Source organism: Pseudomonas sp. CFSAN084952 (assembly GCF_009648855.1).
GTDB classification, from domain to species: Bacteria; Pseudomonadota; Gammaproteobacteria; order Pseudomonadales; family Pseudomonadaceae; genus Aquipseudomonas; species Aquipseudomonas paracarnis.
Map to the genome: position 1 here is coordinate 1,864,322 of NZ_CP045767.1, position 13,629 is coordinate 1,877,950.

Sequence of the window (13,629 nt, forward strand, 5' to 3'; positions counted from 1 at the left end):
CGCACTGTCAGCACGGCTGGAAACAGCATCGGCCCTGGTGGATTTCTGCGGGTGCAACCAATGACCGATAACCTGCCCGGTGGCGGGGCCGACGCGCTGAGGTATGCCGACGCGTTGTCTGCCTGTTTCGCACGCTTGGGGTTCGAGCGTGATGAACACGCGTTACCTGACGGATGTGTCAGCACGGCGGCCCGGCTGAGCCAATCTGACGTCAGCCAATTGTATCTGCTCGATGAAGTGACCGGCCGGCTTGAACTGATCGCCCAACATCTAGCCCAAGTGTCGTCGCTCACCGTCATGCCTCCACGGCCTGGTCAGCATTCCCAACAGTTGCTGCACGACGCCTTGACCCAAGGCACTGGGTTGAGCCTGGAGGATGTGCAAGGCAGCGGCCATGACACAGGTTTTCTGCCCGCATTGGCGACACCATGGCGTGCGCTATTAATCGTGCCGCTGTTCAATCAATGTGAGCGGATAACTGGGGTGCTGGTGTGCGCCCGCCAACAGCCGGCCCAGCTGCAAGGCTACGCCCCCTCGTTGGGGCATTTGGGCAGCTACGCCGTGAACCGGTTACGCGTACTGCGCGGTAGGCAGCCCAACGTCGGCCCAAAGCCCGCAGGCCACAAACCCTTGGCTGGCGCATACGGCCTGATTGGCACCAGCGCGGCAATGGAGCAGGCCTGTCGTTTGATCAGTAAAGTCCTGCACACCCCTTACACCGTGCTGTTGCAGGGTGAGACCGGCACAGGCAAGGAAGTGGTGGCCCGGGCCATACACACGGCCGGGCCGCGCAAGGCCAAGGCCTTTGTCGTGCAGAACTGCGCGGCGTTCCCGGAAGGATTGCTTGAAAGTGAGCTGTTCGGCTACCGCAAAGGTGCGTTCACTGGTGCCGATCGCAATCACGGGGGGCTGTTCGACGCCGCACATGGCGGTACGTTGCTGTTGGATGAGATCGGCGATATGCCGCTGCCCTTGCAAGCCAAGTTGCTGCGGGTATTACAGGAGGGTGAGGTTCGCCCGCTGGGTGCCAGTGCGGCACATAAGGTCGACGTACGCATCATTGCCGCGACCCACCGCGACCTCGCGGCGATGGTCGCCGAAGGGCGCTTTCGCGAAGACCTCTATTACCGTCTGGCTCAGTTCCCCATCACCTTACCGGCCCTGCGCGAGCGGGACGGCGATGTGCTGCAACTGGCGCGCCATTTCACAGGCAAGGTGTGCGCGGCGCTGGGGAGGCCACCTGTCGAATGGGCGAATACCGCCCTCGATCAACTGTCCAGCCATGGTTTTCCCGGCAACGTACGCGAGCTCAAATGCCTGGTGGAACGCGCCGTGTTGTTGTGTGACGACAGCGTGATTCGGCCCGAGCACCTGGCACTGCCGCCGGCACCAGAGCCGGCCACTCCCGATGACGTGACGCTGCGCCAGCGGATGGAGCGAGTGGAGCGTACGTTCCTGCTCGACTGCCTGCACAAGAACCATGGCAATCGCACCCGCACCGCGCGGGAGCTGGGGGTCGCCCGGCGCACCCTGCTTTACCGTCTTGCCCGTTTGAACATTCCCTTTGGCGATGCCCGGGAGGAACGCTAAATGGTGCACTTGATTTTTACTGTGGGAGAAACCTGATGCCTGATCGTCCATGGCACGTCGTCGTGCTGGTGATGTGTTTGCTGGGAGGCTGTAACGCTAACTATGTGTTCGATGATGCCGAGTACCACCCCATGGGTGACCCGCAGGCGATCATTCGTGGCCGCTGAAAGGAGGGGGCATGAAGCTGCAGCTTGTGTTTGAGGTCTGCGCGTGCGAAAGCGACCAGAGCCTACTTTTGGCCCGCAAAGTATTTGACGGTACAGGCGGCGTGATCGGGCGTGGTCCTGGATGTGACTGGGTGATCCCTGACGCCAGCCGCGTACTCTCCAGCCATCATGGATTGATCGGTTACCGTGAAGGACGTTATTTCCTCACGGATATCAGCCGCAACGGTATCGGGATGGCCAAGAGTCCTGAGCGCCTGCGCAAGGGGCAGGCACGATTGATCAGTGACGGCGACGTATTCGAGCTGGGGGTGTTGACGATACGTGCGCGATTGCTGGAATCGCCGCGACCTTCCGACGAGCTGCTGGCGCCAGCGGCGGTGCCGATCCCCGATGACGCTTTCCTGTCGCTGGACCCGTTGCATGGCTTGGATCTTGATCGGCAGATGCGGGCCACGTCGGATGATCTGGAGGCCTTGAACAAGAGCGCCGATGAGCAAGCGGTATGGGCAGATCACTATGGGGCCGATTGCGAGCACGTGGTATTGCCGCGGCGGCAAGACCCTTCGATGGAGGTTACCGCGGTACCCGCTGTCGCGTCGACGCTGTCGACCGACGAGGTGTTCTGGTCGCAATTTGCAGCGGTCCTGGGTATGGACCTGACGGCCCTCGACACACCGGCCCGGGAGGCATTGGCGATCAAGGTGGCACGCTTGTTTCGGGTGACGATCGAAGGGCTGCAACAAGGTTTGCGCACCCGTGAAGAACTGAATAACGAACTGGGTATGGCGCCGTTCGCCAGTCAGGGCTCCGGCCAGAATCCCTTGAAAATGTATAGCGACACCGATGCTGCTTTATCCGCGATGCTCGATACCCGGGAGTTGGGTCAACTGCCCGCGGTGCGCGCCATTGCCCAGGTGCACCTGGAACTGCAGGTGCATCAGGTTGCGTTGCTGGCCGCTTGTCGAAGCGCCATGCGTAATGCCCGCGCTGTCTTTGAACCCAGCCATCTGTTGGGGTGTTTTGCGTCCCAGGGCAAGCCTGCCGGGTTTTTCTCCGATGGCGGGCGGTGGCGTGCCTACCAGCGTTACTACCAGCGTGTGGTGGCGCAAGAACAGTTGAATGATCGCCCGTTGGCCGGCGACTTCGCCAAGGCTTATGAGGAGCAGGTGCGCCTGATCTCCAGCCTGCACATTGATTTTCCAGGATGATAATCATGTATCGAGCCACCTTTGTTTCGTTGTTGCTCTTGTGCGGGCTGTTGGCGGGTTGCAGCGCCGTCTCGCCATTTTCCACGCTGACCAAGCTGGACGTGGTGCTGACTGCCAGCGAGCACGTCAACCCGGACTTGCACGGTCGTCCTTCTCCCGTGGTGGTGCAGTTGATCGAACTGCGCCATGGCGTTGCCTTTGAACATGCCGACTTCTTCAGCCTGTATGGCAATGCGCAGCACACGCTGCCAAAGGACTGGGTCGGCAGCGAGGAGGTTGAGCTGCGCCCGGGTGACCGGCTGGCGCTCAAACTGCGCATCGCTCCCGATAGTCGTTTTGTGGGAGTACTGGCCGCTTTTCGAGACTTGCCCCATGTCCAGTGGCGGCTGCTGGTGCCCTTGACGGTACAGCAACGCAACCGTGTCGAGCTGGTGCTGGACCAGGGCGGTATACGTGTTGCTGACCCGCTCGCCGGTGTGGAGGCGCAATAACATGCAGGTTCATAAAGTTATCTGGCAGGAAGGCATGCTGTTGCGGCCACAGCACTTGCAGCACAACGACCGTTATTACCACCAGCAGCTCAATCAGACCCGCCTGCTGGGCAGTGACACCTGGGGTTTGCTCACGTTCGAACTCAATACGCAGTACCTCAAGTTGGGCAAGCTGGTGGTCAACCAGGCCAGCGGCGTGTTGCCGGACGGCAGCCTGTTTGACTTGAATGCTGCCATGGAGCCGCTGGTGGTGCAGGTGCCAGAGGGTTCGGGCGCGCAAGGGGTTTACCTGGCGCTGCCGCTGGTCAGCGGCAGTCACCTTGAAGCCCGCCGGCCTGAGCAAAGTGACGTGTTGGCGCGCTACCTCAGCTGTGAAGTGGAAGTGGGGGATTCCAACGTGGGGGCGGATACGCGTTGCCGAATCCACTGCGCGCGCCCGGACTTACGTCTTCTGTTGGGTGAACAGCCGGGTGACCAGCACTTCATCAAGCTCAAGGTGGCCCAGGTACTCGACGCCAGCGGTGAAGGCGGCGTGAACCTGGATACGGCGTTCATCCCGACGTTTATCTTCGTGCAGGAGCATGGGTACGTGGCGTCGTGTCTCAAGGAGGTGATTGGCCTGCTTGCCAGTCGGGGCGATGCCATCGCGGCGCGCATTCGTGGCGAGAGCACGACCCAAGGCACACAAATCGCCGATTTCCTGATGCTGCAAGTGATCAATCGTAGTGAGCTGGAGCTGCGCCACTGCCTGAGCCAGACGCGGGTGCGGCCTGAAGCGGTGTTCCGTGCGCTGGTGTCGCTGCTCGGGGAGCTATCAACCTTCACCACTGAGAGTAAACGCGCGCAGTTGGATGTTCACTATCAACACGGCGATCAGGGCGCCAGTTTTCGCGGGCTGATGGCGCAGGTGCGTACGGCACTGTCGGTGGTGCTGGAGCAACAGGCGATCAAGTTGGCATTGCAGCCTCGCCAGTACGGGGTGCTGGTATGCCCGGTCAGCGAGTTGAAACTGCTTGGCACCGCCACCTTCATCCTGGCGGCCACCGCGCAGTGTGAGGCGCAGGAATTGCGCCAGCGCCTGCCAGCCCACCTGAAAGTCGCGCCGGTTGAGCGCATACGCGAGTTGGTCAACCTGCACTTGGCCGGTATCAAGGTCAAGCCTTTGCCAGTGGCGCCGCGACAGATTCCTTTCCATGCCGGCAAGACCTATTTCGTGCTCGATATGAGCCCCCGTGATATCGCACAGCTGGAACAGTCGGGTGGTTTCGCTTTCCACGTCGGGGGTGAATTCACCGGGCTTGAACTCGACTTCTGGGCCATCAGGAACTGAATGCCATGGACAGTGAATACACCCAGGATGAAAAAACCGTCCTGCTCGACCGGGAGACTCATGAGCCTGCCCAGGGGCCGTTGACGGATTTCCCATCGCCGCCGCGCTACGAACAGTTGGAAGACCGCATGATCTACGCCGGCCACAGGCTCGATACGCATAGCTTTCAGACAGGGCTCAACCCGCTGGTAGCCGCTGCCTTGGCGGTATTGTTCGAGGTTATTGGGATCAGGGTCTGCTCCGGCCGTGAAAACCTGGGCACGCTCAACGACCGATTAGTGTTGGCGGTGACTCAGTTCGAAACCCGCGCCTTGCAGGGCGGCGTGGAGAACAGCCAGGTCATGTCGGCGCGCTATGTGTTGTGCAGCGTGATCGACGAGGCGGTGGTGACGACACCGTGGGGGGCGCAAAGCGAATGGTCGAAGATGAGCCTGTTGAGCCGCTTCCATAACGAAACCTTTGGCGGCGAAAAAGTATTCCAGTTGCTGGAGCGCCTCACGCGCGACCCGGTGAAGCACCTGGCGATGCTGGAGTTGCTGTATCTGTGCCTGTCCCTGGGGTTCGAAGGCAAATACCGGGTGATGGAGCGGGGCGTGACGCAACTTGAGGCTGTCCGCGATGCCTTGTATCGCCAGATCAGGCACGTACGTGGGGAGCCGGCGGCGCAAGCGCTACTGCCTGCCCAGCAGCGGACCGACCGGCGCAAGCAGGTGCGGGTCATCCCTGCCACTTGGTGGGTCGGCCTCACCTTGGTGTGTGTGTTGGCGATGTACACAGGGTTTGCCTGGGTGCTGAGCAACGAGCGTACAAACGCGCTGCACCCCCTTCAACTTTCGGCGTCGGATCTGGTCCGCACGCCCTTGTAAACGCTGGGAGCAATGAATGATCGCATTCTTCAAGGGGGTGGGCACCGTGCTGGGCAGGATTTGGGTGTGGAGCCTGTTGCTGGTGCTTTCCTGCGCGGCAATGGTGTGGTTCTTGGGGCCGCTGCTGGCAGTGGATGATCACCGTATCTGGGCCGGGGCGACTGCTCGGTTGGTCACCATCAGCGGTGTGTTCTTGCTATGGGGACTGGCGATGGCGTTTGTGGGCCCAGGTTTTGCCGCCTGGCGCCAAAGACCAGAACGCGAGGTGCGCCGACAGCCGATGACGGGGGTGGAGGACGAACGCCGGCACCTGCGCAGTCGGTTCAAGAAAGCCGTGCACCTGCTCAAGATATCCCGCCATTATGGAGAGCGTAACGCGCGTTGGCGTCATGAGTTGCCCTGGTACCTGTTGATCGGTGAGCCGGGCAGTGGCAAGACACAGCTGCTGGCGGCAGCGGGCTTGCCGCTGGCGCTGGACCACGCGCAAACGCGGCCGATCGGTAACAGTGCCCATTGTGACTGGTATTTCGGCGACGAAGGCGTGCTGATCGACACCCCGGGACGCTACCTTACCCAGCCCGACTCTTCAGTGGACGCCGCAGGCTGGATCACCTTGCTGCATCTGCTCCGGTGGCGCCGTCGAGTGCGGCCGCTCAGCGGTGTGGTGGTGACGCTATCGGTCGACATGCTGTCGAGCACCAACGAATACGACCTGGATCATCACGCACGCCATGTACACTCGCGCCTGCAAGAGATCCAACAGACGTTGCATGTGGATGTGCCGATTTACCTGGTGTTGACCCACGCCGACCGATTGCCGGGATTCGCTGAATTCTTTGACTCACCCCTTGGAGAAAGTGCCGACAGCGTGTTGGGTCAGCACCTGCAAGGTTGCGCCGACGGTACTGACACAACACAGGTTCGTCAGGCGGTCGAGCAATTATTGCAGCGCTTGAACAGTGAGCTGATTGGGCGACTGCATCAGGAGCGCAATGTCGAGCGACGTGGGCAGATGCTGGAGTTTCCCCAGCAGGCAGCACGAATGGGGGAGCGCGTCAGCCTGTTCGTTGACATGGCGTTTTGCGCACATCGCTACCAACCCATCAACGGTTTGCGAGGGTTCTTCTTGACCTGCGCCGATGGCAGGCACCCGCGCTTTGTGCAGGGTCTGTTCAGCCAGGTGATCTTCGCCGAGGCCGACCTTGCGGGTTTGCAGGCTCAGGAACAACAACGTCTGCGTTGGCGCCAGGGCGCGCAGGCGGTGGCTGCAGCGCTGGTTATTGGCGGTGTCGGCGGGCTATGGGGGCACAGTTACTCAGTCAACCACCAACGCTTGGCGCAATTGTCGGCGCTGACCTCACACCCGCCGCTCGCCCTTGCGGCCGACGATGAAAGCACGGCGCTGTTGGCGCTGTTGGACGCGCGACTGGCGGCGACCCAGGTTTTTCCTGGGCCGGCAGATGTACGCCTGGTGGAGCGCACCGGGCTGTATCAGGGCGAACTGAGCCGTCCCAGCGTCGATCAAGCCTATGATCACGCGCTGCAAAAGCCATTTCTGGCCTGGACAGCCGCCCAGTTGGAAGAACAGGTAATTGCCAGCCTCGGGGACCGGGAGCGGCTGCTCGACGACCTGCGTGCCTACCTGATGCTCAATCTGCGCGAACGCCGTGACACGACCTGGCTGGCAGAACATATTGCAAGCCTTTGGTCGGTGCGGTTTGCCGGGGATATGCCAACACAGAAGCGCCTCAATGTGCACCTTGCGCGGCTGCTGGAGCAACCTTTTGTGGTGTCACTCAACGCGGAGCGGGTGGCCCAGGCCCGTGAAGCGCTGAGGGGCGAATCGTTGGCCGATGGGGTCTATCGGGTATTGCGCGAACAAGCGCGCAGCCTGGAGCCGTTGCGGCTGGCCGAGGGTAAGGTGTTCGCCGCTATCGATCCGCCTGTGCCGGGGTTCTATACCAAACGCTATGTGCAGTACTTTGAGGCGCAGGGCCCGCGGTTGGTAAACGCCATCACCCAGGACAACTGGGTGCTCGGCGAGGGTACCGACCTGGGGACCGAGGACTTGCGGCGCCTGATGGCTGAACTGCAGCAACGTTATTTCAGCGAGTATGCCGATGCCTGGAGCGATGCGCTTGGCCGAGTCAGGCTGCAAGAGACTGACAACCTGCGCCAGGATGCCGAGCAACTGATGAACCTGACGTCGGCGCAATCGCCTTTGATTCGTCTCTTGCAACAGGTGCGTGAAAATACGCGTTTGTTGCCAAGCCATGGACTGCTGGACAAAGTGGCCCAGCAGTCGGCAGACCTGGGCGAGATGGCCAAGTCGAGGTTGACGGCGGGGCAGGCGGGTATTGTCGAGGCTCCGCGGCGCGCCTTGCAGCGCCGCTTTGAGCCTTTGCATCAATTGCTGGATGAGCAGCAGAACCCCGGCGTAGAGCTGACTCAGGCCTTGCGTCTGCTGGATGAAGTGCACCTGCATTTGACGGCCTTGAACCGGGACAGCGCACCCGAGCAGGCCGCCTTCCTGCGTGCCAGGCAGCGCATGGAGGGCCAGCAGGATGCATTGGGCCATCTGCGAGACGCCGCCGCTCGCCTGCCGCTGCCCGTTGCCGGCTGGCTCGAAAGTATGGCGGATGACAGTTGGCGGCATTTGCTGGAACAGGCCTATGTGCACGTCAACCAACGTTATCAGAGCGAGGTGCATAGCCTTTATGCCAAGGCCATTGGCCGACGTTACCCATTCAATGCGCACGCCAGCAGTGAGGTCGCCCTTCACGATTTTCAGGAGTTCTTCAAGCCACGCGGGGTGATGGCGCGCTTTTATGAGGGCTACCTGCGGCCTTTTATCAGTGCCGACGGCAGCCGCTACCGATTGCGTGGGCTGGATGGCCAGAGTTTGCCGGTTTCCCGTGCGCTGCTGGAGCAATTGATGAAGATCCAGGTCATCCGCCGCGGCTTTTTTACCGAAGACGCGGGGGAGTTGTCCGTGCGATTCACCTTGGCACCCTACAGCCTGGACCCATCGGTCAGCCGAGCGATCCTGCGGTTTGGCGACCAGCAATTGGAGTATCGCCACGGTCCGATCGTACCCATGACGTTCCATTGGCCCACCGACGCAGACAATGGGCGCAGCAGCCTCGTCTTGGAGAGAGGCGCGGAGCAGCGCCCCTTGGGCATCGAAAAAGACACTGGAGCGTGGTCGTTGTTCCGGTTTCTGGACCTGCTGCAGAAAGAGCCCGCCAGCGGCCGTAATATACAGATCCTCAAGGCAGACCTCGCCGGCCTGCGCGCCAATTACCGGCTCACCAGCCAGCGTACGCCCGGTCCGTTTGACATGGACACATGGCGCACCTTTCGCCTGCCGGAGCAGCTGTGACCCCGATGGAAGCCCCGTGGCGCAGCGCCGGGCGCACGCAGCGAGGCCTGGCGCGGTTGCGCAATGAGGATGCATTCCTGGACAACCCGAGCACGGGTTGCTGGGCGGTGGCGGACGGCATGGGCGGGTATCGGCACGGGGATGTCGCCAGCCAGTGGATAGTCAGCCACTTGGCTTCAGTGTCGGCTGACGGCAACCTTGACCAGCGTATTCAGGCGGTTCGCAACAAATTGCAGGACGTCAACCAAGGAGTACGACGCGCATGGACAGAACCTGGCGCAACCAATGAAGTGACGATGGGCAGTACCGTGGTCGCCCTGTTGTTGGAGAAGGGCCGGGCGGCCTGCCTATGGGCGGGAGACAGTCGCTGCTATTTATGGCGCGACCAGAGCCTCTACCAATTGTCGAAGGACCACTCGCTGCTGCAGCGCCTCATGGACGAGCGTCAGTTGAGTGTGGCGCAAGCCCAGGCTTACCCGGGTGCCAGGGCCTTGACCCGGGCCGTTGGCGCGCGTTCGCGGTTGCATCTGGAGGTACTGGAACTGCGTACCCGCCCTGGGGATGTATTTTTGTTGTGCAGTGATGGCTTGTATCAGGCCCTCAGCCACGTTGACCTGGGGCGGGCGTTGAGCATGGGCACGCCTCAACGGGCAGTGGAACGGCTATTTGCAGCGGCGTTGCGCCGGCCGATACGCGATGACCTGACTGCGGTTGTGGTGCAGCCATGAACTCGGCAGCTCAAGCCTGCCGTTTACTGTCTGGGCGCTATCACCTTGAACGTGTCTTGGGCAGAGGTGGCATGGGCAGGGTGTACCGCGCGCGCGACCTGTTGCACGAGCAATTGGGCGAACCCTGTTCCAAGGTCGCGATCAAGCTACTCGACGAACCCATTTCCCAGTGCCCCGACGCGCATGTGTTGTTGTACAGCGAGTTTGCGTTGACCCGCAGCCTGAGGCACGCGCATGTGGTACGGGCGTTTTCGTTTGAGGTCGATACACACAGTCAAGTCGCGTTTTTCACCATGGAGTTGCTGCAAGGAGTGACGCTGGACCGCCTGCTGCTGGAGTGCCCCTATGGCTTGCCTTGGCGGGAGTTGCGACCCATCGCCGTGCAGTTGCTGGATGCGCTGGTCTACACCCACCAGCAAGACGTTCTGCACGGTGATGTCAAACCAGCCAATGTCATGGTGGGCGAGGAGGGCGTGCGCTTGTTCGATTTCGGCCTGGGCCAGGCTCAAGCAGGCGCCGCAATGGGTTTGCCGAGTGTCAGCCGCAGTCGTTTCAATGCCTGGACACCTGCCTACGCCGCCCCGGAACTGTTGGCCGGCGGTGCGCTGACCGCCGCTGCCGACCTGTACGGCGTGGCCTGCGTCCTGTACGAACTGGCCCACGGCAAGCGCGTTGGGGAGCGCGCCTCCACGGTCTGTCTGCCCCGGCCCGCGCAGTTGCCCAGGCATTGCTGGGTGGCGTTACAGGCAGCGTTGGCGATAGACCCGCAGCACCGAAGCATAACGGTCGCCGAGTTGCGTCACGTCATGGGGCGCAACCGAGCACGCTGGTGCTTGTAGGGCAAAGGTCAAACGGCCAAGCCGTGCAACTGGCAGTACTGCGCCCAGTCCAAGCCTGCCATCTGTGCGACTTCTTTATGCACTTCGCGCCGCTGGGCCTCGAAGGCTTCGGTCGAATCGGCCGTCAGCTTGAGGGTCAATTCCCAGGCGAATAATTTTTGCTGTTCAGCGTGTGCTTCGAAAGCCTCATGCAGGCGTTCGGCGCGATACTGCGCCAGGGTTTCGCCCCTGGCCTGGGCTACCAGCGGGTTTAGGCTGTCCAGCTCGGCAGCGACCTGCGGTTGTTCGCGCAGGAATCTGTCCAGCGCAAGTTGGTGCGTATCGTTGGGTGCCGACACAGGTAGACACCTTAATGAGAAGGGTGAGAGTTGCTATCGGACGCGCGTGCGTTGAGGTGATGGCGGGCACGCTTGCGCGACCTGCGCTGCATCCAGTTTTGCAACGGCGCCAGCAAGAAAAACATCAGGTAAGCGACCAGCACCAGGGTCAGGTCTACCCAGGTTTCAGCCACAGGCCCAGTGAACAATTCAATGAGGTTCTTGATTACAAACAGCAACACCACGCTGCACAACCACAGCAGGATGGTGACAAACAGAGGACGCATGTGACTTGAGCGTTTGTCTTGCATAGTGAGGTTCTCTCCTTTGGCCTGTTGTCGTTCCAGGCAAGATTCCCTGAGTGCGTACCCATTATCAGACAGGTTGTAACATCCTTTAACACGCACAAACCGTGCGGATGATACCGACTCAGACAGCCTTAGGGGATGATTCAAGTCAGAAAGTTCGATAAATCTGTAGGGATTTAGTCTAGCAACCCGGCATTCACTGGTAAAAAAGCCGGGCAGGGACGGGGATAAAGGCTTTCGCTTCGGCTATCAGGCCGTGTAGCGTTAGCGGGTGTTCCCGGCCCTGATCTTCAGCGGCAGTCGGTGACAGGCAGAGGACGGCCCATGGCGCACACCCTGTTCAAACTTTTCCTGACACAGCGCCTGGCGGTCCTGGCCAGCACGGAGTCGCTGCGTGCGATTCGGGAGGGGCTGCTGTGGATACTGCCGTGCCTGTTGGTGTCCGCTGGTTTCCTGATCCTGTCCGAATGCGCCCTGGCGCTGGGGTTCGATGCGCAGGTGGTGAGTTTCCTGGCCGGGTTGCATAAACAGATCAGCTCGGTGATCCCGTTGCTGGTGGCGGCCTCCATCGGCTACATGTTGGCGATTCAACACCGTCTGCCACAACTGCCGGTCGCCTTCCTGTGCCTGGCCCATGTAGTGGTCGCAACCTTCGTGCTGCGTGAGTACCCGCGTGCTTCGGCCACGTTCCTACTCTTTATTGCCATTGCTTCGCCCTTGATCAATGTGCCGGCCATCGCCTGGCTGCACCGCTTTCGCTGGACGCGCCTGGTCAACCAGGACCTGGTCGGCCATAACCTCAAGGGCACCATCAACATGGTGATACCCGGCGCACTCACGGCCTTGTCGTTGGTGGCGGTGTTGTCGTTGCTGCTGTTGATCCCCCATGTGGCGCAAATCCAGGGGCCGCAGGTGCTTGATGCGTTGCAGACGCCTTACGGCAGCGGGTTGTTTGTCACCCTGATGAATTCGCTGCTGTGGTTCTTCGGGATTCACGGCGTGTATGCCATGCAGCCGTTATTCGATGCATTGGACCAGGCGGTGGCGCTCAATGGCGCAGCGTTGGCGGCGGGGGAGCCGGTGCTGTACCTGCTCAACAACGGCTTGCTGGGCAGTTTTGCGTTTATCGGTGGCTCGGGCGCAACCTTATGCCTGTTATTGGCGATCCTGCTATTTTCCAAGAGCCAGTCCATGCGCTTGCTGGCGGTGGCCAGTTTGCCGCTGTCATTATTCAATGTCAGCGAAGTGCTGTTGTTCGGTTTGCCGATCATCCTCAACCCGCGCCTGTTCATACCATTTCTATTGGTGCCGGCGTTCAACGCGATGGTGGCGTTGATGGTGGTGCAACTGGGCTGGGTCTCACCGGCGGTGGCCAGCGTGCCCTTTACCGCCCCGGTGCTGCTCAACGCGTACCTCAGCACCCATGGCGATGTGGCGGCGGTGGTGTTGCAGATCGTTCTGTTGGGCGCCGGTACCCTGGTGTATGCGCCCTACGTCAGGGCGATTCATCGCCAGTCCAGCGATGGCGGCACGGTGTACCTCAAATCCCTTGACATGACCTTTCGCGGTCTCGAGGAGAAAGGCCGTCTGCTGGAGTTCGATCCGGTGCTGGCCACTCACCAGACATTGGCCCGTCAGGCCGCTGAGTTGAACCGTATTCAACAGATCAGCGATTACGAGTTCTACCTTGAGTTTCAACCCCAAATCTCCACCCGCACCGGTTTGTGCACCGGGTGCGAGGCGCTGATGCGCGCCCGGGACAGCCAGGGCACGGTGCATTCGCCCTGGGAGTTCCTGCAATGGCTGGCGCACGCCAGGCTGATGCCGGACGTAGACGTGTGGGTGGCATCCCAGGCTGTGCGCCAGTATCAGAAATGGCAGAAGGTGGGTTTTGAACTGCCGATGACCATCAATATTTCCAGCACCACGCTCAAGGACGCCGCCTATGGCGACCGCCTGGTGGAAATTCTTCGCCAGGCCCGTGGGCAAGTTTCAGTGGAAATTACCGAAGACGCGCTGGTCAGCGACATCCCGGCCACCCGCCAGACCATCCAGAAGTTGCAGGCCATGGGCGCCAAGGTCTATCTGGATGATTTTGGCACTGGGTTTTCTGCGTTGAGCTATCTGCACCAGTTTCCTGTGGATTTCATCAAGATCGACCGCAGTTTTGTGGTTGCCCAGCATGACCCTAAAGGCGCCCAGGTGCTCACAGGTATGTTGCGGTTCTGCGAGGCCTTGGACCTGGGCGTGGTAGTGGAAGGGGTTGAGACGGCTGAGCAATTGGCCTTTTTGAGTAACGGGCCTGAGTTGTTTATCCAGGGCTGGTATTTCAGCAAGGCACTGCCTGGGGATCAGTTGCCGCGCTTTGTGCGTGAGCGCAGGGCGTTGGTCTGATGGCCGACG

General features: G+C 61.0%; 12 protein-coding genes. 10 read left to right on the forward strand and 2 right to left on the reverse strand.

Annotated elements, in window-relative coordinates; all coding sequences use genetic code 11:
• Positions 1-60 precede the first annotated feature (60 nt).
• Genes GH769_RS08555 through GH769_RS08595 form a run of 9 tightly spaced genes read left to right on the forward strand, consistent with a single transcriptional unit; the run spans position 61 to position 10,601 of the window.
• Positions 61-1,590, forward strand: coding sequence for a sigma-54-dependent Fis family transcriptional regulator (locus GH769_RS08555; RefSeq protein WP_032903853.1), 1,530 nt, complete (start codon positions 61-63; stop codon positions 1,588-1,590).
• 35 nt (positions 1,591-1,625) lie between these two features.
• The gene (locus GH769_RS08560; RefSeq protein ID WP_014718222.1) at positions 1,626-1,757 is read left to right on the forward strand and encodes a hypothetical protein; all 132 of its coding nucleotides are present in this window, start codon (positions 1,626-1,628) and stop codon (positions 1,755-1,757) included.
• Positions 1,758-1,768: 11 nt separating this feature from the next.
• The gene (gene tagH, locus GH769_RS08565; RefSeq protein WP_032903850.1) at positions 1,769-2,965 is read left to right on the forward strand and encodes a type VI secretion system-associated FHA domain protein TagH; all 1,197 of its coding nucleotides are present in this window, start codon (positions 1,769-1,771) and stop codon (positions 2,963-2,965) included.
• A gap of 5 nt (positions 2,966-2,970) precedes the next feature.
• Positions 2,971-3,456 (forward strand): type VI secretion system lipoprotein TssJ, encoded by a 486-nt coding sequence (gene tssJ, locus GH769_RS08570; RefSeq protein ID WP_014718224.1) that lies wholly within the window; start codon positions 2,971-2,973, stop codon positions 3,454-3,456.
• A 1-nt stretch (position 3,457) separates the two neighbouring features.
• Entirely contained in the window at positions 3,458-4,786 is a 1,329-nt protein-coding gene (gene tssK / locus GH769_RS08575; RefSeq protein WP_020301576.1) for a type VI secretion system baseplate subunit TssK, read from the forward strand.
• 5 nt (positions 4,787-4,791) lie between these two features.
• The gene (icmH, locus tag GH769_RS08580; protein ID WP_014718226.1) at positions 4,792-5,652 is read left to right on the forward strand and encodes a type IVB secretion system protein IcmH/DotU; all 861 of its coding nucleotides are present in this window, start codon (positions 4,792-4,794) and stop codon (positions 5,650-5,652) included.
• A 16-nt stretch (positions 5,653-5,668) separates the two neighbouring features.
• The gene (gene tssM / locus GH769_RS08585; protein WP_032903848.1) at positions 5,669-9,034 is read left to right on the forward strand and encodes a type VI secretion system membrane subunit TssM; all 3,366 of its coding nucleotides are present in this window, start codon (positions 5,669-5,671) and stop codon (positions 9,032-9,034) included.
• A 5-nt stretch (positions 9,035-9,039) separates the two neighbouring features.
• Complete coding sequence (locus GH769_RS08590) at positions 9,040-9,762, forward strand: PP2C family serine/threonine-protein phosphatase (RefSeq protein WP_019817593.1); 723 nt, start codon at positions 9,040-9,042, stop codon at positions 9,760-9,762.
• The gene (locus GH769_RS08595; RefSeq protein ID WP_072434478.1) at positions 9,759-10,601 is read left to right on the forward strand and encodes a serine/threonine-protein kinase; all 843 of its coding nucleotides are present in this window, start codon (positions 9,759-9,761) and stop codon (positions 10,599-10,601) included. Before GH769_RS08590 ends, GH769_RS08595 begins: the two co-directional genes overlap by 4 nt.
• An 8-nt stretch (positions 10,602-10,609) precedes the next feature.
• Here GH769_RS08595 and GH769_RS08600 read toward each other — a convergent pair whose 3' ends face one another.
• Both GH769_RS08600 and GH769_RS08605 read right to left on the reverse strand, forming a co-directional pair.
• Entirely contained in the window at positions 10,610-10,939 is a 330-nt protein-coding gene (locus GH769_RS08600) for a DUF6388 family protein (protein WP_032903845.1), read from the reverse strand.
• 11 nt (positions 10,940-10,950) lie between these two features.
• Positions 10,951-11,205, reverse strand: a complete 255-nt coding sequence (locus tag GH769_RS08605; RefSeq protein WP_224797013.1) for a hypothetical protein — start codon at positions 11,203-11,205, stop codon at positions 10,951-10,953.
• 345 nt (positions 11,206-11,550) lie between these two features.
• Between GH769_RS08605 and GH769_RS08610 the strand changes: the two genes are divergently transcribed.
• The gene (locus tag GH769_RS08610; RefSeq protein ID WP_014718232.1) at positions 11,551-13,620 is read left to right on the forward strand and encodes an EAL domain-containing protein; all 2,070 of its coding nucleotides are present in this window, start codon (positions 11,551-11,553) and stop codon (positions 13,618-13,620) included.
• The last annotated feature ends 9 nt before the right edge of the window (positions 13,621-13,629 follow it).

Excerpts from the sequence above, each read along its gene's own strand:
- GH769_RS08555 (WP_032903853.1), top strand. The coding sequence starts at position 61 with ATGACCGATAACCTGCCCGGTGGCGGGGCCGACGCGCTGAGGTATGCC.
- GH769_RS08560 (WP_014718222.1), top strand. The coding sequence starts at position 1,626 with ATGCCTGATCGTCCATGGCACGTCGTCGTGCTGGTGATGTGTTTGCTG.
- tagH (WP_032903850.1), top strand. The coding sequence starts at position 1,769 with ATGAAGCTGCAGCTTGTGTTTGAGGTCTGCGCGTGCGAAAGCGACCAG.
- tssJ (WP_014718224.1), top strand. The coding sequence starts at position 2,971 with ATGTATCGAGCCACCTTTGTTTCGTTGTTGCTCTTGTGCGGGCTGTTG.
- tssK (WP_020301576.1), top strand. The coding sequence starts at position 3,458 with ATGCAGGTTCATAAAGTTATCTGGCAGGAAGGCATGCTGTTGCGGCCA.
- icmH (WP_014718226.1), top strand. The coding sequence starts at position 4,792 with ATGGACAGTGAATACACCCAGGATGAAAAAACCGTCCTGCTCGACCGG.
- tssM (WP_032903848.1), top strand. The coding sequence starts at position 5,669 with ATGATCGCATTCTTCAAGGGGGTGGGCACCGTGCTGGGCAGGATTTGG.
- GH769_RS08590 (WP_019817593.1), top strand. The coding sequence starts at position 9,040 with ATGGAAGCCCCGTGGCGCAGCGCCGGGCGCACGCAGCGAGGCCTGGCG.
- GH769_RS08595 (WP_072434478.1), top strand. The coding sequence starts at position 9,759 with ATGAACTCGGCAGCTCAAGCCTGCCGTTTACTGTCTGGGCGCTATCAC.
- GH769_RS08605 (WP_224797013.1), bottom strand. The coding sequence starts at position 11,205 with ATGCGTCCTCTGTTTGTCACCATCCTGCTGTGGTTGTGCAGCGTGGTG.
- GH769_RS08610 (WP_014718232.1), top strand. The coding sequence starts at position 11,551 with ATGGCGCACACCCTGTTCAAACTTTTCCTGACACAGCGCCTGGCGGTC.